Below are 21,098 nucleotides of genomic sequence, written 5' to 3'. Positions count from 1 at the left end.
TCAAGGAGTCCGCCCGTGTTCGACAATCTTTTCGGCCCCGAAGGGGCAAAACGCGACGGCAGCGAAGTCTTTGCAGCTCTGCGGAAAGCCGCGAGCGAACGAATCCTCGTTCTTGACGGCGCCATGGGCACGCAGATCCAGGGGCTCGCCTACGATGAGGACCAGTTCCGGGGCGATCGCTTCATCGGTTGCGCCTGTCACCAGAAGGGCAATAACGATCTTCTGATATTGACGCAGCCAGATGCGATCGAGGAAATCCACTATAAATACGCCAAGGCTGGCGCGGATATTCTCGAAACCAATACCTTCTCCTCGACCCGCATCGCGCAGGCCGATTATCAGATGGAAGGCGAGGTCTACGCGCTTAATAAAGGGGGTGCCGAGATCGTGCGCCGCGCGGCGATCCGCGCCGAGCGCGAGGATGGCCGCCGCCGTTTCGTGGCGGGCGCCATCGGCCCGACAAACCGCACTGCCTCGATTTCGCCGGATGTGAACAATCCGGGTTTCCGTGCGATCAGCTTCGACGAGCTTCGCATTGCCTATGGCGAGCAGATCGATGGCCTCATCGACGGTGGCGCGGACATTATCCTCATCGAGACCATTTTTGATACGCTGAATGCCAAGGCTGCAATCTTTGCCTGTGAGGAGCGGTTCGAAGCGAAGGGTATCCGCCTGCCGGTGATGATCTCGGGCACGATTACCGATCTTTCCGGCCGCACGCTGTCCGGACAGACGCCTTCGGCCTTCTGGAACTCGGTGCGCCACGCCAAACCGTTCACAATCGGCCTCAACTGCGCGCTCGGCGCCAATGCGATGCGTCCGCATCTGCAGGAGCTCGCGGGTGTTGCCGACACCTTCGTCTGCGCCTATCCGAATGCCGGGTTGCCGAACGAATTCGGCCAGTACGACGAGACGCCGGAGCTGATGGCGGCGCAGATCGACAGCTTCGCCCGCGAGGGCCTTGTCAATATCGTCGGCGGATGCTGCGGCTCGACGCCGGAACATATCCGCGCGATTGCCGAGACGGTTGCCAAGTACAAGCCGCGGCCGATCCCGGAACACCGGCCTTTTATGTCTTTGTCGGGGCTCGAGCCTTTCGAACTGACCAAGGACATTCCTTTCGTCAACGTCGGCGAGCGCACCAACGTTACCGGCTCGGCCCGCTTCCGCAAGCTGATCACCAACGCCGACTACAATGCGGCCCTGGACGTCGCCCGCGATCAGGTGGAAAACGGCGCGCAGGTGATCGACGTCAACATGGACGAAGGCCTGATCGACTCCGAAAAGGCGATGGTCGAGTTCCTGCACCTGATCGCCGCCGAACCGGATATTGCCCGGGTGCCGGTGATGATCGACTCGTCGAAGTTTTCGATCATCGAGTCGGGCCTTAAGTGCGTTCAGGGCAAGGCGATCGTCAACTCGATCTCGTTGAAGGAAGGCGAGGAGAATTTCCTCGCCCAGGCGAAGCTGCTGCACCGCTACGGTGCGGCCGTCGTCGTCATGGCTTTCGATGAGGTAGGACAGGCGGATTCTTACGAGCGCAAGGTGAATATCTGCACCCGCGCCTATAAGCTCCTGACCGAGAAGGCGGGCTTTCCGCCAGAGGACATCATCTTCGATCCGAACATCTTTGCCGTCGCCACCGGCATCGAGGAACACAACAATTACGGCGTCGATTTCATCGAGGCGACGCGCACGATCCGCCAGCGCATGCCGCTGGTGCATATTTCCGGCGGTGTTTCCAACTTGTCTTTCTCGTTCCGTGGCAACGAGCCGGTGCGCGAGGCAATGCATGCCGTGTTCCTCTACCACGCCATCCAGGCGGGTATGGACATGGGCATCGTCAATGCCGGCCAGCTTGCGCTCTACGACCAGATCGATCCGCAGCTGCGCGAAGCCTGCGAAGACGTCGTGCTTAACCGGCGCCCGGATGGTACCGAGCGCCTGCTCGAAGTCGCCGAGCGTTTCCGTGGCGCAGGGACGAAGGAGGCCAGAGTTCAGGATCTTTCCTGGCGCGAGTGGACGGTCGAGAAGCGTCTTGAACACGCTCTGGTCAACGGCATCACAGAATATATCGAGGCCGATACCGAAGAGGCCCGCCAGAAGGCGGCACGTCCGCTGCATGTCATCGAAGGCCCGCTGATGGCCGGCATGAACGTCGTCGGCGATCTGTTCGGTTCCGGCAAGATGTTCCTGCCGCAGGTCGTCAAGTCGGCGCGGGTGATGAAGCAGGCGGTCGCCGTGCTGCTGCCTTACATGGAAGAGGAAAAGCGCCTCAATGGCGGCGACGACAGAAAGACTGCCGGCAAGATCCTGATGGCGACGGTCAAGGGCGACGTGCACGATATCGGCAAGAACATCGTCGGCGTCGTACTTGCCTGCAATAATTACGAGATCATCGACCTCGGCGTGATGGTGCCGGCGACAAAGATTCTCGAGACGGCGGTGGCCGAAAAAGTCGATGTCATCGGCCTTTCGGGCCTCATCACGCCGTCGCTCGACGAGATGGTGCATGTGGCAGCCGAGATGGAACGCGAGGGCTTCGATATCCCGCTCCTGATCGGCGGCGCGACAACGAGCCGCGTTCATACCGCGGTGAAGATCCATCCCGGCTATGCGAAGGGCCAGGCGGTCTATGTGACGGATGCAAGCCGCGCCGTCGGCGTCGTCTCGTCCTTGCTGTCTCCAGATACGCGCCAGGGCTATATCGACGATATCCGCGGCGAATATGCCAAGGTTGCCGCTGCTCATGCGCGCAGCGAGGCCGAGAAGGTTCGTCTGCCGCTTTCCCGCGCCCGTGAGAATGCGCAGCAGGTGGATTGGGCCGCCTACAAGCCGACTAGGCCGCAGTTCATCGGCACCAAGGTGTTCGAGGACTATGATCTGGCGGAGATCGCCAAGTATATCGACTGGACGCCGTTCTTCCAGACATGGGAATTGCGCGGACGCTTCCCAGCAATCCTCGAAGATGAGAAGCAGGGCGAGGCGGCGCGTGCCCTCTGGGCAGATGCGCAGGCGATGCTAAAGAAGGTGATCGACGAGAAGTGGTTCCGGCCGCGTGCCGTCATCGGCTTCTGGCCGGCGAACAGCGCCGGCGACGATATCCGTCTCTTCACGGATGAGGCGCGCGCCGGAGAGCTTGCGACCTTTTACACGCTCCGCCAGCAGCTTTCCAAGCGCGATGGCCGCCCGAACATTGCGCTGTCGGATTTCGTCGCACCGGTATCGAGCGGCGTCGAGGACTATGTCGGCGGCTTCGTGGTGACCGCGGGCATCGAGGAAATTGCGATCGCGGAGCGGTTCGAGCGTGCCAACGACGACTACTCCTCGATCCTCGTCAAGGCGATCGCCGACCGCTTCGCCGAGGCCTTCGCCGAGCGCATGCACGAACGGGTCCGGCGCGAATATTGGGGCTATGCCAAGGACGAGACGCTGACCAACGAGCAACTCATCACCGAGGAATATGCCGGCATCCGCCCTGCGCCGGGCTATCCGGCGCAACCCGACCACACGGAAAAGGCGACGCTCTTCCGCCTGCTCGACGCCGAAAAGGCAGCCGGCGTGAAGCTGACGGAAAGCTACGCCATGTGGCCCGGTTCGTCGGTCTCCGGCCTTTATATCGGCCACCCCGACAGCTACTATTTCGGCGTCGCCAAGGTGGAGCGCGACCAGGTCGAGGACTATGCCGCGCGTAAGGGCATCGAGATTTCCGAAGTGGAACGCTGGCTCGGGCCAGTGCTCAACTACGTGCCGCGCAAGGCTGCCGAGGAGATCGACGACGCGGCGTAACGCGTGGCGTATGCGATGTCTTCAGGCATTGATCAAGAAACCCGGAAAAGTGCTTCACTTTCCGGGTTTATTCTTTTGGTATCTCTAAAGCCCGGGGAATCGGTGGTATATGGAGCAGATAGCTAAGTCGGCTCAGGGTGCGCTGATGACGGTGACTGTCTGCGCCGCCAAGATCAATGTGTTGAAGCTGATTGAGGCCGCACGCGCTGGCGAAGAAAGTGGTTATTGTGAAGGGACAGAAGCCGGTTGCGAAGCTGGCGCCCCGCGCAGATCTCGTTTCAGATTGGTTTTCTCAAAGAGAAAGCTATCGGAACGGGTCCGAACTTTTTCGAATTGATGGACGAGGAGGACATCGCAGCTTGGGAAGGTAGTAGGTCTCAGGCCCCGATCGTCAGTTCCGCCACAAAATCATAAGCGTCTCCGCGATAGAGCGAGCGTGTGAATTCAACGGCACGCCCCGAGCCGAGGTAGGAGATACGCTCGATCGAAAGGCCGGCGGCGCCAACGGGGACGCCAAGCAGATGGGCGTCGGCCTCCTTCATATTGGTGGCTGAGATGCGCTGCACCGCGCGGACGGGACGAACCTGGCGCCTCTCGAGTTCGGCATAGAGCGATGTCGTGACCACGAAAGGGTCCGGCAGGAATTCGCCCGAGACACTGGCGTTCTCGATTGCCAGAGGCTGGTCGTCGGCGATGCGCAGGCGGCTCAGCCGTGAGACCTTGATATCGGCGGCAAGGCCGAGGTTCATCATCTCGTCGGGCGAGGGCGTATGGATGCCCTTATGCAGCCACTCGGAGCGCGAGGTCATGCCGCGGCGGGCCATATCCTCAGTGAAGGAGGTGAGCTGGGACAGCCGCTGTTCGACCTTCGAGACCGGCTTGGCAACGAAAGTGCCGGAGCCGTGGCGGCGCACGAGCAGACCGTCCGCGACGAGTTCGTCTATCGCCTTGCGGACCGTGACTCGGCTGACGGTCGCGAACTCCGCAATGTCGCGCTCCGGCGGCAAGGCATCGCCGTGGCCGAGCGTGCCGGCGCGAATGGCTTCTTCAAGGGTGCGGCGCAGTTTGACATAGAGCGGGCCGCTGCCGCCGCCTTGAAGGCGCTCGGGCGAAAGGATGCTGGCGAAATCATCCGTCATGCCGCACCCTTCTGCCGCTCCTGAAGAAACTTTAACGCGAGATCGATCGCGCCCTGGAGGACGTCGCCTTTCGGCTCTCTGAGAAGGACTTTGTGCCGCTCGGCGAGCCAGGGTTCATAGGCCTTTGCGAGGCCGCCGAGCAGGCAGATCGCTGGGCATTCCGGCCAGAGGAGGGCGTCCAGGTTATCGCCGATCGCCGCAGCGGCGTCCTTGATGATGCCTATTGCGATCTCGTCGCCTTGTGCGGCGTAATCGAAGACAAGCGGTGCGTATCGGGCAAACTCCTTGGGTTTCGAGGCGTGGGCGAATTCGACGACGCGTTCGGGGTCGTCGCCATACTCGGTCATGAGCTTTACCGTCAGCGGCGAAGACGGGCGCACCTTGTCGTAGGCGAGCAGAGACTTTTCCAATAGGTCGCGGCCGAGGCGCGCGCCGCTTGCCTGATCACCGACGATGAAGCCCCAGCCGCCGATACCTCGCAATTTGCCGTCCCTGCGGGCATTGTAGACCGAGCCGGTGCCGAAGGCGCCGATGACGCCGTCCGAATCGCCGAGGGCGCCCTCAAGCGCGATCAGGGCATCAGTGACGACATGGCCATCTGCAAAGGGCAGGGCGTGCTCGATGCGGGCTCCGTAGTCGCCGACATTGGCGCCCGCGACGCCGACGACGGCGCAGACCTTGGAAACGGTTTCACCAGGCAGACCCGCATCACGCAGAGCCTCGCGCGCTGACGAGATGATATTGAGGAGAGAGTTATCGAGATCGGAGAGGATGTTGGCAGGCCCCGCCTTGCCGCGGCCCAGAACGTTACCCTTGCTGTCCGCAACTGCAGCCCGGCAGCTCGATCCGCCCCCGTCTATGCCGATTGCCAATTCCGTCATCGAGCCTCCGAACGCTGCATGCTTTAGGTTTTTGCTACAATACCAAAAAAATACCATTTACCAAGCAGAATTGGTTCGAAAATTTTGCGCCTGTATGTTATTGATTTTCAATGATAAAATTTTTAACTGAAATTTTTGGACGCCAAAAGTTAAAATCGGCTGGACAATTGGTATTTTTTTGGCCTTAATTCCGGAAAAGGGAACAGCACGTAGAGGCAGAGAAAAACCGGCATCAGTACATTAGCCGGTTTCAGGTCGCATCACGATTGCCGCTTCGGCGCAAACGCCATGGAGACCAAGCCGCCTGCAGCTTTTTCCTTAGGAGATTATCGCGCCCGGTTCAGCGTATCGGGAGGGCGCATACGGGCCGGCAGCGTCATTGCTTTCCGTGTCCGTCGAGCTTTCGGGGGCCGGCAGTTGCTGGCGGCCCTTCCAAGGGGCGTTGGTGTAATCCTCAGGCACGCCAACTGCTTGTTTCAGAACCAAGATAGCGCCCTGCGGCGCTTAAAACAGGAGAGGGAAATGAAAAACACTGCTCTGAAAAGCCTGCTGCTTGCCTCCAGTCTGCTCACGTCTGCCGGCTTTGCCTATGCTGCGGATGTCACGCTGACGATCGAAAGCTGGCGCAACGACGACCTGCAGATCTGGCAGGAAAAGATCATCCCGGCCTTCGAAGCCAAGAACCCGGGCATCAAGCTCGTTTTCTCGCCGACGGCGCCGACGGAATACAACGCCTCGCTGAACGCCAAGCTCGACGCCGGCTCCGCAGGCGACATCATCACCTGCCGGCCGTTCGACGCCTCGCTCGAACTCTTTAACAAGAAGCAGCTTGCAGACCTAACAAGCCTGCCGGGCATGGAAAACTTCACGCCGGTTGCGAAGGCTGCCTGGTCGACCGACGACGGCAAGTCGACCTTCTGCGTTCCGATGGCTTCGGTCATTCACGGCTTCATCTACAACAAGGACGCCTTCGACAAGCTCGGCATCACCGTTCCGAAGACGCAGGACGAGTTCTACGCCGCTCTCGAAAAGATCAAGGCGGACGGCACCTACATCCCCATGGCGATGGGCACGAAGGACCTTTGGGAAGCCGCAACCATGGGCTACCAGAATATCGGCCCGAACTATTGGAAGGGCGAAGAGGGCCGCATGGCCCTGATCGAAGGCAAGAAGAAGCTGACGGATGCCGAATGGGTCGAGCCCTACAAGGAACTCGCCAAGTGGAAGCCCTATCTCGGCGACGGCTTCGAAGCGCAGACCTATTCCGACAGCCAGAACCTCTTCACGCTCGGCCGTGCGGCGATCTACCCGGCCGGCTCGTGGGAAATTTCGCTGTTCAACAGCCAGGCGCAGTTCAAGATGGGCGCATTCCCGCCGCCGGTTCCGAAGGCTGGCGACACCGGCTACATCTCCGACCATCCGGACATCGGTGTCGGCCTGAATACCAAGAGCGCACATGCCGAGGAAGCCAAGAAATTCCTGAGCTGGGTTGCTTCCGCCGAATTCGCAGACATCTACGCGAACTCGCTGCCGGGCTTCTTCAGCCTGAACTCAAACCCGGTGAAGATGAGCGATCCGCTGGCTCAGGAATTCGTTTCCTGGCGCGGCCCGTACAAGTCGACCGTCCGCTCGACCTATCAGATCCTGCAGCGTGGTACGCCGAACCTGGAAAACGAAACCTGGATTGAATCAGCCAACGTCATCAACGGCACGGATACGCCGGAAGTGGCCGCCGAAAAGCTCCAGAAGGGTCTCGACAGCTGGTACAAGCCGACCAAGTAAGCCTCCAGCGAGAAGGGCGGCGATCTTCCGCCGCCCTCATTCCTGTGCTCGTCACAGGAATCCAGCCACGCGAAGTCTTTCGCGTGAGAAGAGTCTCCCGCGCCGCCGAGGCGGCGCAACTGGATCCCTGTGTGATTTTCGGGATAAACCCGAGGACAGGGATGAGGGAGAGAACGAAGCAAAGCGAGCCAGAAACAATGACGGATCTGACATCGGAAACCCCGATTTCGCTCAAGCGCCCGGTGCGCTGGCATATCGGCGTCTTTCTTCTCCCGGCAGTCGTCGTCTACTCGGCGATCATGATCCTGCCGTTGATCGAAACGCTCAGGCTTTCGTTCTACAATGTGGTTGACGGCGTGCCCGCCTTCGTTGGCCTTGCGAACTACAAGGTGTTGTTCGGCGATCCACACTGGGCGCATGATTTCTGGAATGCGCTTGTCAACAACCTGATCTTTTTCGCCATTCATATGTGCGTGCAGAATCCGATCGGCGTTGCGCTTGCAGCGCTTCTGTCCACGCCGCGGCTGCGTTTCGTCGCCTTCTACCGCACGGCGATATTCCTGCCGACGCTGCTTTCCTTCGTGATCGTCGGCTTTATCTGGAAGCTGATCCTCTCGCCGATCTGGGGCGTTGCACCCTGGCTGATGAGCCTTGTTGGCATGAAATCCTTCTTCGCGCCCTGGCTCGGCCAGTCCGGCCCGGCGCTGGTCGCCGTCTCGCTGATTTCCAACTGGCAATATATCGGCATCCCGATGATGCTGATCTACGCGGCGCTGCTCAGCATTCCCGAAGAGGTGATCGAGGCGGCGGAATGCGACGGTATCACCGGCTGGGCACAGTTCTGGAAGATCAAACTACCGCTGATCCTGCCGGCGATCGGCATCATCTCGATCCTGACCTTCGTCGGCAATTTCAACGCCTTCGACTTGATTTACACGGTGCAGGGCGCGCTTGCCGGCCCCGATAAGTCGACCGACATTCTGGGAACGCTGCTTTACCGCACCTTCTTCGGCTTCCAGCTGCAGCTCGGCGACCGTTCCATGGGGGCGACGATCGCGACGACGATGTTCCTAATCATTCTCGCTGGCGTCTCTTTCTATCTTTTTGCCATCCAGCGGCGCATGCGCCGGTATCAGTTCTGAGGAGCGTGGTCCATGTCCAACAGAGCACGCACATCGCCGATCCGCACCGGGCTCGTTCACCTGGCTTTGATCGGTTACACGCTCGTCGCCGTCTTTCCGGTGTTTCTCACGATCATCAACTCGTTCAAGGACCGCAACGCGATCTTCCGTTCGCCGCTGCAGGTTCCGACGCCCTCGACCTTCAGCCTTGTCGGCTATCAGACGGTGCTGGGGCAGGGCGACTTCGCGACTTATTTCCAGAATAGCTTGATCGTGACGGTCGTCTCGATCTTCTTCGTGCTGCTGTTCGGCGCGATGGCGGCGTTCGCCTTGTCCGAATACCGCTTCCGCGGCAACACGCTGATGGGCCTCTACATGGCGATCGGCATCATGATCCCGATCCGTCTCGGCACGGTCGCGATCCTGCAGGGCATGGTGGCGGCGGGTCTCGTCAATACGTTGACAGCGCTGGTTCTCGTCTATACGGCGCAGGGCATTCCGCTGGCGATCTTCATCCTGTCGGAATTCATGCGCACGGTCTCCGATGACCTGAAGAATGCCGGCCGCATTGACGGGCTTTCCGAATACGCAATCTTCTTCCGGCTGGTGCTGCCGCTTGTGCGCCCGGCGATGGCGACGGTTGCGGTCTTTACGATGATCCCGATCTGGAACGATCTCTGGTTCCCGCTGATCCTGGCGCCTGCCGAATCCACCAAGACCGTAACGCTCGGCTCGCAAATATTCATCGGGCAATTCGTCACCAATTGGAACGCGGTTCTGGCTGCGCTGTCGCTGGCGATCCTGCCGATCCTCGTGCTCTACGTCATCTTCTCGCGGCAGCTGATCCGCGGCATCACCTCGGGAGCAGTGAAATGACCGTTTCGCAGAAGCCGGTCCGTGTTCTCGTCGCGGGGCTCGGCAATATGGGCCGAAGCCATGCGCTCGCCTATCACAACAACCCGGACTTCGAAATCGTCGGTCTCGTCAACCGCTCGAAGCCGGAGCTTGCGCCGGAGCTGCAGGGCTACGGCATCTATCCGGACTTCAAGACGGCGCTGGCCGAGCTGAAGCCCGACCTCTGCTCCATCTGCACCTATTCCGACAGCCATGCCGGCTATGCGGTCGCCGCATTCGAGGCCGGTTGCGATGTCTTCGTGGAAAAGCCGCTTGCAACGACTGTCGCCGACGCCGAGCGCGTCGTGGCGGCTGCGAAGAGGGCCGGGCGGAAGCTGGTGATCGGCTACATCCTTCGCCATCATCCGTCCTGGATAAAGCTGATCGAGGAAGCACGAAAACTTGGGCCGCCCTATGTGTTCCGCATGAACCTCAATCAGCAATCCAGCGGTCCGACCTGGGAGACGCACAAATCGCTGATGCAGACGACATCGCCGATCGTGGATTGCGGCGTGCATTATGTCGACGTCATGTGCCAGATCACCGATGCCAAGCCCGTCGAGGTGCGCGGCATGGGGCTGCGGCTTTCCGGCGAGGTCGCGCCGGACATGTACAATTACGGCCACCTGCAGGTGATCTTCGAGGATGGTTCCGTCGGCTGGTACGAGGCCGGCTGGGGGCCGATGATCTCGGAGACGGCCTTCTTCGTGAAAGATGTCATGTCGCCGAAGGGGGCGGTCTCGATCGTCATGGACCCGAAGGCGAAATCGGACGACATCGACACGCACACCAAGACCTCCGTCATCCGGCTGCACAATGCCGAGACCGGGCCGGACGGCAAGTTCATCAATGCGGATCAGGACATGACGATGGCGGGCGAACCCGGCCATCAGGAGCTCTGCGACCGCGAGCAGTCCTTCATGCTCAAGGCCATTCGCGAGGATCTCGACCTCAATCGCCACATGGCAGATGCCGTCCAATCGCTACGAATCTGCCTCGCCGCCGATGAGAGCGTGCGCACCGGCAAACCGGTCAAACTGTAAGGGAACGACTAGTGGGATCGCTTCAACTCAAATCCATACGCAAGACCTATGGCACGCATGAGGTGCTGAAGGGCATCGACCTTGAGGTCAGGGACGGCGAATTCGTCATCTTCGTCGGACCGTCTGGCTGCGGAAAATCGACCCTGCTGCGCAGCATCGCCGGTCTCGAAGACGTGACCTCCGGCGCCGTCCTCATCAACGGCAAGGACGAGACGCTGACGCCGCCCGCCAAGCGCGGTATCGCCATGGTCTTCCAATCCTACGCGCTCTATCCCCACCTTACCGTGAAGGACAACATGGGACTCGGCCTGAAGCAGGCCGGAATGCCGAGGGACGAGATCGAGGCGCGCGTCGGCAAGGCATCGTCGATGCTGTCGCTGGGGCCTTATCTCGCGCGCCGGCCGGCCGAGCTCTCCGGCGGCCAGCGCCAGCGCGTCGCGATCGGCCGCGCCATCGTGCGCGAACCGGAACTTTTCCTCTTCGACGAGCCGCTTTCCAATCTCGATGCGGCGCTGCGCGTCCAGACGCGCCTGGAGATCGCCCGCCTGCATCGCAGCCTGAAGGCGACGATGATCTACGTCACCCACGACCAGGTCGAGGCGATGACGCTGGCCGACAAGATCGTCGTGCTGAACGCCGGTGCGATCGAGCAGGTCGGTTCGCCGATGGAACTCTACAAACGTCCGGCCAACGTCTTCGTCGCTGGCTTCATCGGCTCGCCGATGATGAACTTTATCCCGGCAGAAAAGCTCAGCGAAAAGCAGGCGAGGACGATCGGTGTTCGTCCCGAGCATCTGACGCTTTCACGCGAGCAGGGGACCTGGAAGGCGAAAATCGTGCATGTCGAGCATCTCGGCGCCGATACGATCGTCTATCTGGAGACCGACCAGTGCGGCCTGCTGACGGCGCGCCTCTTTGGCGAACACAAGTACGAGCCGGACGAGATTGTTTATGCGACGCCGGACAATGCGCATATGCATCGCTTCGATGAAAACGAGCAGGCGATACGGTAGGGGCGACTGGAACGCAAGAGTGGAGCCGCAGCCTCCTGCCGCACCCTCGTGCCATACGGACCTCCCTCGCGCCTTTAGCGCCAGCCGCTCCGTTCGCTCCTCGATGCCGATATCGGCTTCGACGCTGTCGCCCTTGGCATCAGGTAAAGTCCGAGGATGAAGGCCAGTACGGCGATGAAGAGATCCGCGTGGTGACGACGATCCCGGCCGACAGGATCCAGGCCAGCAGCATCGAGAAAAAGGCGCCACGGAGAATGGCGCCCTTGTCCGATTATTCAAGCAAGATCAATCGCGGACGACGAGCAGGTCGGCGGCCATGAAGCGGAGCGTGACGGTTTCGCCTGCCTGCGGCGGGGTGACGCCCGGGCTGTTGAACATGTCGAAGGAAATGACGTTGCCGCCGACATTCATGCGGGTGCGGATGACGGAGCCGAGGAAGTGGGCGGAGATGACCTGACCGGTCAGCGCCGTATCGCTCTTGACGCTGTCGGAAAGCGAGCCCGCTTCCGGACGAAGCGCCAGCGAAACGGTCTCGCCCGCCTTGTAGGCTGCGAGCGACTGCTTGAGCGTCACGCCCTGGTCACCGATCTGGATGCGGTTTGCCGCCGGATCGACGACCTTCGCCTCGATCATGTTCAGCGTGCCGACGAAGGAAGCGACGAAACGGGTTGCGGGCGTGTTGTAGACCTCGAAGGGTGTGCCGATCTGATCCGCCTTGCCGGCATTCATGACGACAATACGGTCGGAGATCGAGAGCGCCTCTTCCTGGTCGTGCGTCACGAAGATGGTGGTGATGCCGAGCTTCTGCTGGATGAGGCGGATCTCTTCGCGCAGCGACACGCGGATCTTCGCATCGAGCGCGGAAAGCGGTTCGTCGAGCAGCAGAACCTGCGGCTTGACGGCAAGCGCGCGGGCAAGCGCCACGCGCTGCTGCTGGCCGCCGGACATCTGGTAGGGGAAGCGATCAGCGAGATGGTCGAGGCGGATGAGGCCCAGCATTTCCTTCACGCGCGCATCGATGTCGGCCTTCGGCATGCCCGCAACCTTGAGACCGAAGGCGACGTTGTCGTGCACGTTCATGTTCGGGAAAAGCGCGTAAGCCTGGAAGACCATGCCGATGTTGCGCTGGTTCGGCTTCAGCGGGCGCTGATCCTTGCCGTTGATGAAGAGGCTGCCGCCGGTCGGCGTCTCGAAGCCGGCGATCATGCGCAGCACCGTGGTCTTGCCGCAGCCCGACGGCCCGAGGAAGGAGACGAATTCCCCCTTCTCGATGCTCATGTTGAAATTATGGACGACCTGAACCTGGCCGAAGGACTTCTGAAGATTGGTCAGCGTGAGGAATGACATGGCCAGTTACCTTGCGGGGGCGGATTTTTGGAAGCGGGAGATGAGGTTGAGCAGACCCATGCAGAGCCATGTGATGGAGAAGGCAATGACGGCGAGCGCCGACGGCTCGTAAGCCTTGTTGGCGCCGACCAGCTGCAGATAAGGCCCGAAGGCCGGCCGGTTGAGGAGGGCAGCCATCGTGAATTCGCCCATGACGATCGCCAGGGTGATGAAGGCGCCGGATAGCACGCCGCTCATGACGTTCGGGAAGATGCAGCGGAACATGATGGTCGGCCAGCTGGCACCGAGGCTTTCGGCCGCCTCTGTCAGCGTGCGGACGTCGATGGCGCGCATGGCGGTATCGACCGCTCGATACATGTAGGGCAGCGACAGCGTGATGTAGGAGCAGACGAGCAGGATGTTCGTACCGGTCGTAGAACCCGTCAACGGCAGGACCGACGATGAATTGTACATGCGCAGATAGCCGAAGACTATGACGATCGCCGGGATAACCAGCGGCAGCAGCGTCACGAATTCCACGATCGGGCGCATCTGTGGCAGGCGCAGGCGAACCCAATAGGCCGTCGGCACGACGAGCAGCATGCCGAAGACGATTGTCAAAAGGGCCATCAGCATGGAATAGCCGAAGGTCTCGCGGAACTGGATGTCCGAAAACACCGACTGATAGGCATCGAAGCTGTATACGCCGCGGCGCATGCGCAGCGAAAACTCGATGGTGCCGATCAGCGGAATGATGAAGTAGGACGCACCCAAAAAGATGGCGATCCAGGCGCCGAGACGTTGAGCTTTCATTTCTGCCACCGTTCGGCGCGCATGCGCAGCATCAGGTAAAGGACGTTGGAGACGCCGGTGATGACGATCATGCCGAGCGCGATCGCGTAGCCGAGGTTCGGGTTGTGAAGAACATCGCCGCGGATCTGCGCGTAAAGCAGGATCGGAACGATGTTCAGGGAGCTTCCTGTCAGCGCATAGGCTGTGGCGATGGCGCCGAAGGCGTTTGCAAAGAGCAGCAGCGTCGTGCCGAGCAGGCTCGGCCAGAGGATCGGCAGGGCGACCATCGTCCAGTACTGGCGGTTCGTGGCGCCGAGGATTTCAGCGGCCTCGCGCCATTCCTTCTTCATGCCGTCGAGCGCCGGCGTCAGGATCAGCACCATCAGAGGGATCTGGAAGTACATGTAGGTGATGGTGAGGCCGAAGAAGGATAAAAGGTTGAATCCGGTGCCGTAGAGATTGAAGCCGAACCAGTCGCGCAGGAAGATGGTGACGAGGCCGGTGCGGCCGAGCGTTGCCAGGAACGAGAAGGCAAGCGGCACGCCGGCGAAGTTCGATGCGACGCCGGAGAAGGTCAAAAGCGTCGAGCGGACAGAGGAGGGCAGCCCCCCGAGGACGACTGCCCAGGCGAGAAAGAAGCCGATCAGCGCACCGCCGAGGGCGGAAGCCACCGACACGCGGATGCTGATCCAATAGGCGCTCATGATCGACGGCGTGAAGAGATCGCCGATGTTCTTGAACGTGAATTCGCCTTCCGGCGTGAGGAAGGCGCCGACGACGAGATAAAGCGTGGGGATGATCAGAAACAGCAGAGCGAAGATGACGAAGGGCGCGATACCCAGCCAGTCGATCACGCGATCCTTATTGATCAGGGGGGCGGTGCTCGCCATAGGCGTTGAAACGGTGCTCATGCGCTCATCCGGGGGCGTCGGAGTGAAAGAAAATGCCTCCCCGCTATAAGGGCGGGGGAGGCCGGATGTCATGCCTTACTGAACGTTGGCGCCGACGACGCTGTCCCACTTGGTGGTGATGGCGGTCTTGCCTGCGGCCTGCTCGTCGAGCGTCGGGAAGATAGCCTTGGCATAGCCTTCAGCCGGCGGCAGCTTGTCGAGCAGTTCCTTCGGAATCAGGCCCTTCTGGGCAAGGTCGTTGAAGCGGATCGGGTGGCAATAGCCCTTCAGCCAGCCGAGCTGACCTTCGTCGGAATAGAGGTATTCCATCCAGAGCTTGGCAGCATTCGGGTGCGGAGCAAAGGCGGAGATCGCCTGAACGTAGACACCGGCAACGACGCCCGAGGCCGGAACGACGACTTCAACCGGTGGGTTGCCGTTGAGGCTGTCGCGCCAGGAGAGGCCGTTATAGTCCCAGGCGACGATGATCGGGGTGGAACCCTGAGCCAGCGACGCGGACTTGCCGATGACCGGAACGAGGTTGCCGGCCTTGTTGAGCTCTGCGAAGTAAGCAAGACCTGCTTCGCCAGCCTTCGTGGCATCCTTTTCGCCCGCAGCAAGACCAGCGGCGTAGACGGCTTGAACAGCCTGGTTGGAAGCGCGCGGATCGCCAGCGAGCGAAACGGTGTTGGCATACTCGGACTTCTTCAGGTCGGCCCAATCCTTCGGGACGTTCTTGACGATGTCGGTGTTCACGACGAACGAAAGAACGCCGTAGTAGTCGCCGTACCAGAAGCCGTCGGCGTCCTTGGCGGAGTCCGGAATGGAATCCCAGGTGGAGACCTTGTAGGGCTGGATGAGGCCCTCAGCCTTGGCCGACGGGCCGAAGGAGAGACCGACGTCGATGACGTCTGGAGCCTGCGGGCCGGTGTTGCCCTTGTTGGCCTTGATTGCTTCGATTTCGTCGCCCGAACCTGCGTCCGGGTTCAGTTCGTTGACTTCGATGCCATACTTGGCCTTGAAGCCGGCAATGACGTCGCCATAGCCGCACCAGTTGTGCGGGAGAGCGATGGTCGTCAGCGTGCCTTCCTTCTTGGCGGCAGCGATGAGTTCGGCGCTCGGTTCTGCTGCGGCAATCGCAGTCGAAGCTACGACGATCGCAGTAGAAAGCGAGAGCAGTCGAGAAATGTTAGAGATCACTGTTGTTCTCCTTCGGTTTTCAGTGGTCTGGCGATGCTGTTACTGGCGTTGCATGAAGCTTGTATGACGGTCGCGTGACGTTCGTTTTTCTTATGATTTCCAGTATTTTTCGAACTCTGTTTCGTCTGCGACACGCAGTTCTATTTCCTTCACGCAGCCTCATTGTTTTTGTTCGTTCCTGCCTCTCCTCCTAGCCGGGTTTTCGGAAGAGCTTGGTCTGTTCGAACAGGCCCTCCAGTGTTTTCATGCGCTCCTTCGTCTCGTCCCAGGTGGTATTCTGGACCGCTTCGATGAGCGCTTCGACGATAAAGAGCGTGACGACCGAGGAATCCCAAGCCGACGGTGCCTCGATCTGGACGCGGAAGGCGTGTCTCGCAAGCTTTGCCGCCGGCGATCCCCATTGGTCCGTGAAGACGATGATTTCGGCGCCGCGCGTGCGGGCCGCCTGGGCAAGGCTCACCATCTCCTGCTCATAGCGGCGGATGTCGAAGATGATCAGCAGATCGCCGGCATTCATGTTGAGGACATACTGCGGCCAGCTCGACGAGTTGGACGACAAGAGGGCGGTATTCGGCCGGATGACCTGCATGTGGGTGAAGAAGTATTCGGCAAGCGCGCCCGTGATGCGACCGCCGACGAAATAAAGGCCGCGCTTGCGATCCGAAAGCAGGGCAGCGGCGCTGTTGAAGGTCGCGGTGTCGAGACCGCTCAGCGTTTGGCGCAGATTGGCGATGATGGCATCGGCAAAACGGTTGAGGATATGGGTGCCCGGCGCATTGGAAGCCCACCGGTCGTGCTTGGCGATCGGATTGGAGATCGTCGCTTCGACCTCCTGATGCAGATGCGCCTGGAAATCCGGGTAACCCTTGAAGCCAAGCTTCTGGACCATGCGGACGACGGTGGGCGTCGAGACGCCGGCGTTTTCGGCAATCGTGGTGATGCTTCCCAGCCCTGAAACGGGATAGTTATCCAGCAGACTCTCGGCCAATTGCTTCTCGGCGCGCGTCAGCGCTTCGAAATGCGAATGGATGACGTCCGAAACCGTCTTCGACGCAGCGCTCACGCGATCTTGCTCCCCGGGATTGGTCTTGTGCCACTTTCCCACTCAAAGTTAACAACGCTGTCACAATCCATGTCAACCACTGTCATGAAAAGAAATTTTCAGAGCGCGCTTGACACCGCCCGAAGACTGAAGAATTCTTTTCTTGTAAAGATTTTATTAAGGGAAGGGCAGGCGCGGGTAGGTGCTCACTCAGCTCAAGATTCTAAGCGAAGCGGATGGAGACTGCGTCGGCATCGAGCGGCCGCACGGCAAGAGCCCGTTGCTGGTCATCTGCGAACACGCCTCGCGAGCGCTACCCGAGCAGTTCGGCAATCTCGGCCTTTCCGAAGAAGCGTTGAATAGCCACATCGCCTGGGATCCAGGCGCTTTGGCCGTTGCACGCGGCATCTCGACGGCGCTTGACGCAACACTCGTCTTTCAGCGCTTCTCTCGTCTGATCTACGACTGCAACCGCCCGCCGGAATCGCCGGGCGCAATGCCCGAGAAGAGCGAAATCTATGCCATCCCCGGCAATCAGAGTCTGAGCGCAAAGGAGCGGCAGGCCCGTACCGAAGCGCTGTATCTTCCGTTCCACGATGCAGTAAGCCGCCTCGTCAAGGACCGTCAGGCGCAGGGGCAGGAGACGGTCATCGTCACTGTTCACAGTTTCACGCCGGTCTATAATGGCAAGGAGCGTGCCATCGAGCTCGGCATCCTGCACGATGCCGACAGCCGGCTGGCAGACAGCATGTTGGCAGGGGCGGCTGACGCGCCGCTCTACAAAACCGAACGCAACGAGCCCTATGGCCCTGAGGACGGCGTGACGCACACGCTGATCCTGCACGGGCTCTCGAACGGGCTCCGCAATGTAATGATCGAGGTCCGCAACGACCTTATCAGCGACGATGCCGGCCAAGGGGTCATGGCCGACTATCTGACAGGGCTCCTCCAGCAAGGACTGGAAGCCTGACCATAAAAGAAAAGACCCCAGGGAGCAGTCTAACTGCGATCTGTCCGTATGGCGAAAGCCAGCGGGCAACTTTGGCACTGGATCTGCGGCAATTCCGCTGCTGATCGTCAAACAGGGGGAAGTCATGTCGGACTATACCGAACTTGATAAGAAGCAGGATATGAACATCCTGCATTCGATGGGCTATGCCCAGGAACTGGAACGGCGGATGAGCTCGTTCTCGAACTTTGCCGTCTCCTTCTCGATCATCTGCATCCTTTCCGGCGGCATCAATTCGCTGGCGCAGGCGACTGCCGGCGCGGGTGGTGCTGCGATCGGCATCGGCTGGCCACTCGGCTGCTTCATTTCGCTCGTCTTCGCCGTTGCGATGGCGCAGATCAGCTCCGCCTATCCGACCGCGGGCGGCCTCTACCACTGGGGTTCCATCCTCGGCAACCGCTTCACCGGCTGGCTGACCGCATGGTTCAACCTGCTCGGCCTCGTGACGGTGCTCGGTGCCATCAACGTCGGTACGTACTACTTCTTCATGGGCTCCTTCGGCACGAGCTATCTCGGGCTGGCGGACACGACATTCGTTCGCATCGTCTTCCTGATCATCATCACCGGTGCGCAGGCGCTCGTGAACCATATGGGCATCGGCCTGACCGCCAAGCTCACGGACTTCTCTGGCTACCTGATCTTCGCGACGGCAATCGCGCTTGCCGCAGTTTGCCTGATCGCTGCTCCGTCCTACGAGTTCGGCCGTCTCTTCACCTTCTCCAACTATTCGGGCGAAACCGGCGGCAACGTGTGGCCGGCGACGTCCGCTACCTGGGTGTTCCTACTCGGCCTCCTGCTGCCGATCTACACGATCACCGGCTATGACGCCTCGGCGCATACGTCGGAAGAGACCGTAAAGGCGGCGCATTCCGTGCCGCGCGGCATGATTTCCTCCGTGCTCTGGTCGGCGCTCTTCGGCTACATCATGCTTTGCTCATTCGTTCTGATGCTGCCCAGCATGGACGAAGCTGCCAAGCAGGGCTGGAACGTGTTCTTCTGGGCGATGGACAGCCAGGTGAACCCGATCGTCAAGGATCTGCTCTACCTCGCCATCTTCATTAGCCAGTGGCTGTGCGGCCTCGCAACGGTCACCTCGGTTTCCCGCATGATCTTCGCCTTCTCGCGTGACGGCGGTCTGCCGGCATCCAAGGCACTGTCGAAGGTCAGCCCGAAGCACCGCACGCCGGTTGCCGCGATCTGGACGGGTTCTATCCTCGCCGTCCTCTTCGTGTGGGGTTCGTCGCTCGTTTCGATCGGCGATACGCCGGTCTATACCATCGTCGTTTCGTGCACCGTCATCTTCCTCTTCTTCTCCTTCGCGATCCCGATCACGCTCGGCCTCTTCGCCTGGGGTACGTCGAAGTGGGACAAGATGGGGCCGTGGAACCTCGGCGAGGCGATGTTCAAGCTCTTTGCCGTGCTCTCGATCATTGCAATGGTGCTTATTTTCGTTCTCGGCATCCAGCCGCCGAATGACTGGGCACTCTACATCACCGTCGGCTTCCTTATTGTGACTGGCGTCGTCTGGTACGGCTTCGAAAAGCGCCGCTTCAAGGGCCCGCCGATCGGCGAGGAAGTCGCCAAGCGCCAGGCTGAAATCGCGGCTGCCGAAAAGGCCGTTGGCGAAGCGTAAGAAAACCGACCTTCCCTCTCAAATGGCGGGGCCGCCGTTCGCGCGGCCCCATCACCGGTTCAACGAAAAGGCATCTGGTCGGTCATGGCGGCCCCTGCATGCCGTTTTATTGCCCCGAGTTTCCAATCCAGATTTCAGGCGGATAAATGATGAGCAACAGCTATACTTTCGATGATCTCAAGAAGGACGTGGCCGAAGGGCGCATCGATACCGTTCTCGCTTGCCAGGTGGACATGCAGGGCCGCTTGATGGGCAAGCGCTTCCAGGCGGAATATTTCCTCGAAAGCGCCTGGAAGGAAACGCATAGCTGCAACTATCTCGTCGCGACCGACATGGAGATGGAAACCGTCTCCGGCTACAAGGCGACGAGCTGGGAGAAGGGTTACGGCGACTACACGATGAAACCGGACCTTTCGACGCTGCGCCGCATTCCCTGGCTCGAAGGAACGGCACTGGTCCTTTGCGATCTGCTTGACCATCACACGCACGAAGAGGTGCCGCATTCGCCGCGCGCCATCCTGAAGAAGCAGGTCAAGCGCCTCGAAGACATGGGCATGAAGGCCTTCATGGCATCCGAGCTCGAATTCTTCCTCTTCGACCAGACCTATGAGGCTGCGCATGCCGCCGGCTACCGCAATCTCAAGCTCGCCAGCGCCTACAACGAGGACTACCACATCTTCCAGACGACCAAGGAAGAGGATGTGATGCGGGCGATTCGTACCGGTTTGCAGGGTGCGGGCATTCCGGTCGAGAATTCCAAGGGTGAGGCTTCGGCGGGGCAGGAGGAAATCAATGTGCGCTACGCCGACGCGCTGACGATGGCTGACCGGCACGCCATCATCAAGAACGGCTGCAAGGAAATCGCCTGGTCGAAGGGCAAGGCGATCACCTTCCTCGCCAAATGGAGCTATACGTCGGCCGGGAGCTCCTCTCATATCCATCAGTCGCTCTGGAGCGCCGACGGCAAGACGCCGCTGTTCTTCGATGAGAAGGGTACATACGGCATGTCGCCGTTGATGCGGAACTACGTGGCCGGCCTTCTCGCCCACGCGAGCGAGATCACCTATTTCCTGGCGCCCTATATCAATTCCTACAAGCGCTTCATGGCCGGCACCTTCGCGCCGACGAAGGCGATCTGGAGCAAGGACAACCGCACCGCCGGCTACCGCCTGTGCGGCGACGACACCAAAGCGATCCGGATCGAATGCCGCGTCGGCGGTTCGGACCTCAATCCGTATCTCTCGTTTGCAGCACTGCTGGCGGCTGGCATCGAGGGGATTGAGAACAGGCTCGAACTCGAAGCGCCATTCGTCGGCGACGCCTATGGCGCGCGCGATATCCGCGAGATTCCACACACGCTTCGTGCCGCGACGGTCGCCATGACGGAATCGAAGATGCTGCGGAAGGCTTTCGGCAACGACGTCATCGACCATTACACGCGCGCTGCCGAATGGGAGCAGGAGGAATACGACCGCCGCGTGACGGATTGGGAAGTGGCGAGAGGCTTTGAAAGGGCGTAAGGCATTTTGCGGTCTGTCGTTGCT

16 protein-coding genes and 1 pseudogene are annotated in these 21,098 nt (G+C 60.5%); 10 read left to right on the top strand and 7 right to left on the bottom strand.

Annotated elements, in window-relative coordinates:
* The first annotated feature begins 15 nt into the window (after nucleotides 1-15).
* Together metH and QA644_RS11650 are read left to right on the top strand one after the other, a co-directional pair.
* On the top strand, nucleotides 16-3,789 hold the full coding sequence (metH, locus tag QA644_RS11655; protein ID WP_283068549.1) for a methionine synthase: 3,774 nt from the start codon (nucleotides 16-18) through the stop codon (nucleotides 3,787-3,789).
* Nucleotides 3,790-3,934: 145 nt separating this feature from the next.
* Nucleotides 3,935-4,203: pseudogene (locus QA644_RS11650) on the top strand (type II toxin-antitoxin system prevent-host-death family antitoxin).
* On the opposite strand, the gene QA644_RS11645 reads toward QA644_RS11650, so the two are convergent.
* Both QA644_RS11645 and QA644_RS11640 read right to left on the bottom strand, forming a co-directional pair.
* Nucleotides 4,167-4,928, bottom strand: coding sequence for a GntR family transcriptional regulator (locus QA644_RS11645; protein ID WP_074068969.1), 762 nt, complete (start codon nucleotides 4,926-4,928; stop codon nucleotides 4,167-4,169). The pseudogene QA644_RS11650 and the gene QA644_RS11645 overlap by 37 nt on opposite strands.
* Entirely contained in the window at nucleotides 4,925-5,809 is an 885-nt protein-coding gene (locus tag QA644_RS11640; RefSeq protein ID WP_283068547.1) for an N-acetylglucosamine kinase, read from the bottom strand. The genes QA644_RS11645 and QA644_RS11640 overlap by 4 nt, the downstream gene beginning before the upstream one ends.
* Before the next feature lie 522 nt (nucleotides 5,810-6,331).
* On the opposite strand from QA644_RS11640, the gene QA644_RS11635 reads away from it, so the two are divergent.
* From QA644_RS11635 to QA644_RS11615, 5 genes are all read left to right on the top strand, one after another.
* The gene (locus QA644_RS11635) at nucleotides 6,332-7,591 is read left to right on the top strand and encodes an ABC transporter substrate-binding protein (protein WP_283068546.1); all 1,260 of its coding nucleotides are present in this window, start codon (nucleotides 6,332-6,334) and stop codon (nucleotides 7,589-7,591) included.
* 197 nt (nucleotides 7,592-7,788) lie between these two features.
* Nucleotides 7,789-8,733 (top strand): sugar ABC transporter permease, encoded by a 945-nt coding sequence (locus QA644_RS11630; RefSeq protein ID WP_239598141.1) that lies wholly within the window; start codon nucleotides 7,789-7,791, stop codon nucleotides 8,731-8,733.
* A 12-nt stretch (nucleotides 8,734-8,745) separates the two neighbouring features.
* Nucleotides 8,746-9,588, top strand: a complete 843-nt coding sequence (locus QA644_RS11625; protein WP_074068965.1) for a carbohydrate ABC transporter permease — start codon at nucleotides 8,746-8,748, stop codon at nucleotides 9,586-9,588.
* Entirely contained in the window at nucleotides 9,585-10,649 is a 1,065-nt protein-coding gene (locus tag QA644_RS11620; RefSeq protein ID WP_283068541.1) for a Gfo/Idh/MocA family oxidoreductase, read from the top strand. Before QA644_RS11625 ends, QA644_RS11620 begins: the two co-directional genes overlap by 4 nt.
* A gap of 11 nt (nucleotides 10,650-10,660) precedes the next feature.
* On the top strand, nucleotides 10,661-11,662 hold the full coding sequence (locus QA644_RS11615) for an ABC transporter ATP-binding protein (RefSeq protein WP_283068539.1): 1,002 nt from the start codon (nucleotides 10,661-10,663) through the stop codon (nucleotides 11,660-11,662).
* Between the two features lie 285 nt (nucleotides 11,663-11,947).
* Here the strand turns inward: QA644_RS11615 and QA644_RS11610 are convergent, their stop codons facing one another.
* The 5 genes from QA644_RS11610 to QA644_RS11590 form a co-directional block, all read right to left on the bottom strand.
* The gene (locus tag QA644_RS11610) at nucleotides 11,948-13,009 is read right to left on the bottom strand and encodes an ABC transporter ATP-binding protein (protein ID WP_074068963.1); all 1,062 of its coding nucleotides are present in this window, start codon (nucleotides 13,007-13,009) and stop codon (nucleotides 11,948-11,950) included.
* A 6-nt stretch (nucleotides 13,010-13,015) separates the two neighbouring features.
* Nucleotides 13,016-13,801: an ABC transporter permease gene (locus QA644_RS11605; protein WP_039845389.1), complete on the bottom strand. Its 786-nt coding sequence runs from the start codon at nucleotides 13,799-13,801 to the stop codon at nucleotides 13,016-13,018.
* On the bottom strand, nucleotides 13,798-14,691 hold the full coding sequence (locus QA644_RS11600; RefSeq protein ID WP_022714326.1) for an ABC transporter permease subunit: 894 nt from the start codon (nucleotides 14,689-14,691) through the stop codon (nucleotides 13,798-13,800). Before QA644_RS11600 ends, QA644_RS11605 begins: the two co-directional genes overlap by 4 nt.
* Nucleotides 14,692-14,766: 75 nt before the next feature.
* On the bottom strand, nucleotides 14,767-15,870 hold the full coding sequence (locus tag QA644_RS11595) for an ABC transporter substrate-binding protein (RefSeq protein ID WP_074068962.1): 1,104 nt from the start codon (nucleotides 15,868-15,870) through the stop codon (nucleotides 14,767-14,769).
* Nucleotides 15,871-16,060: 190 nt separating this feature from the next.
* A complete protein-coding gene (locus tag QA644_RS11590) occupies nucleotides 16,061-16,933 on the bottom strand; it encodes a MurR/RpiR family transcriptional regulator (protein WP_074068961.1) in 873 nt (290 codons plus the stop codon).
* A gap of 181 nt (nucleotides 16,934-17,114) precedes the next feature.
* Here QA644_RS11590 and QA644_RS11585 point away from each other — a divergent pair, with 181 nt between their 5' ends.
* From QA644_RS11585 to QA644_RS11575, 3 genes are all read left to right on the top strand, one after another.
* Nucleotides 17,115-17,882, top strand: a complete 768-nt coding sequence (locus QA644_RS11585; RefSeq protein ID WP_283068534.1) for an N-formylglutamate amidohydrolase — start codon at nucleotides 17,115-17,117, stop codon at nucleotides 17,880-17,882.
* A 124-nt stretch (nucleotides 17,883-18,006) separates the two neighbouring features.
* Entirely contained in the window at nucleotides 18,007-19,554 is a 1,548-nt protein-coding gene (locus tag QA644_RS11580; protein ID WP_283068532.1) for an amino acid permease, read from the top strand.
* A 149-nt stretch (nucleotides 19,555-19,703) separates the two neighbouring features.
* Nucleotides 19,704-21,074 (top strand): glutamine synthetase family protein, encoded by a 1,371-nt coding sequence (locus QA644_RS11575; protein ID WP_283068530.1) that lies wholly within the window; start codon nucleotides 19,704-19,706, stop codon nucleotides 21,072-21,074.
* Nucleotides 21,075-21,098: the final 24 nt, after the last annotated feature.

It is taken from the genome of Rhizobium sp. CC1099 (assembly GCF_029714385.1).
GTDB lineage: Bacteria > Pseudomonadota > Alphaproteobacteria > Rhizobiales > Rhizobiaceae > Rhizobium.
This window is presented reverse-complemented; position numbering and strand designations above follow the sequence as displayed.

What these genes read in the sequence shown, in the direction of transcription:
- QA644_RS11600 (WP_022714326.1), bottom strand. Translation starts at nt 14,691, where the DNA reads ATGAGCACCGTTTCAACGCCTATGGCGAGCACCGCCCCCCTGATCAAT.
- QA644_RS11580 (WP_283068532.1), top strand. Translation starts at nt 18,007, where the DNA reads ATGTCGGACTATACCGAACTTGATAAGAAGCAGGATATGAACATCCTG.
- QA644_RS11635 (WP_283068546.1), top strand. Translation starts at nt 6,332, where the DNA reads ATGAAAAACACTGCTCTGAAAAGCCTGCTGCTTGCCTCCAGTCTGCTC.
- QA644_RS11630 (WP_239598141.1), top strand. Translation starts at nt 7,789, where the DNA reads ATGACGGATCTGACATCGGAAACCCCGATTTCGCTCAAGCGCCCGGTG.
- QA644_RS11620 (WP_283068541.1), top strand. Translation starts at nt 9,585, where the DNA reads ATGACCGTTTCGCAGAAGCCGGTCCGTGTTCTCGTCGCGGGGCTCGGC.
- QA644_RS11645 (WP_074068969.1), bottom strand. Translation starts at nt 4,928, where the DNA reads ATGACGGATGATTTCGCCAGCATCCTTTCGCCCGAGCGCCTTCAAGGC.
- QA644_RS11625 (WP_074068965.1), top strand. Translation starts at nt 8,746, where the DNA reads ATGTCCAACAGAGCACGCACATCGCCGATCCGCACCGGGCTCGTTCAC.
- QA644_RS11610 (WP_074068963.1), bottom strand. Translation starts at nt 13,009, where the DNA reads ATGTCATTCCTCACGCTGACCAATCTTCAGAAGTCCTTCGGCCAGGTT.
- QA644_RS11575 (WP_283068530.1), top strand. Translation starts at nt 19,704, where the DNA reads ATGAGCAACAGCTATACTTTCGATGATCTCAAGAAGGACGTGGCCGAA.
- QA644_RS11605 (WP_039845389.1), bottom strand. Translation starts at nt 13,801, where the DNA reads ATGAAAGCTCAACGTCTCGGCGCCTGGATCGCCATCTTTTTGGGTGCG.
- QA644_RS11640 (WP_283068547.1), bottom strand. Translation starts at nt 5,809, where the DNA reads ATGACGGAATTGGCAATCGGCATAGACGGGGGCGGATCGAGCTGCCGG.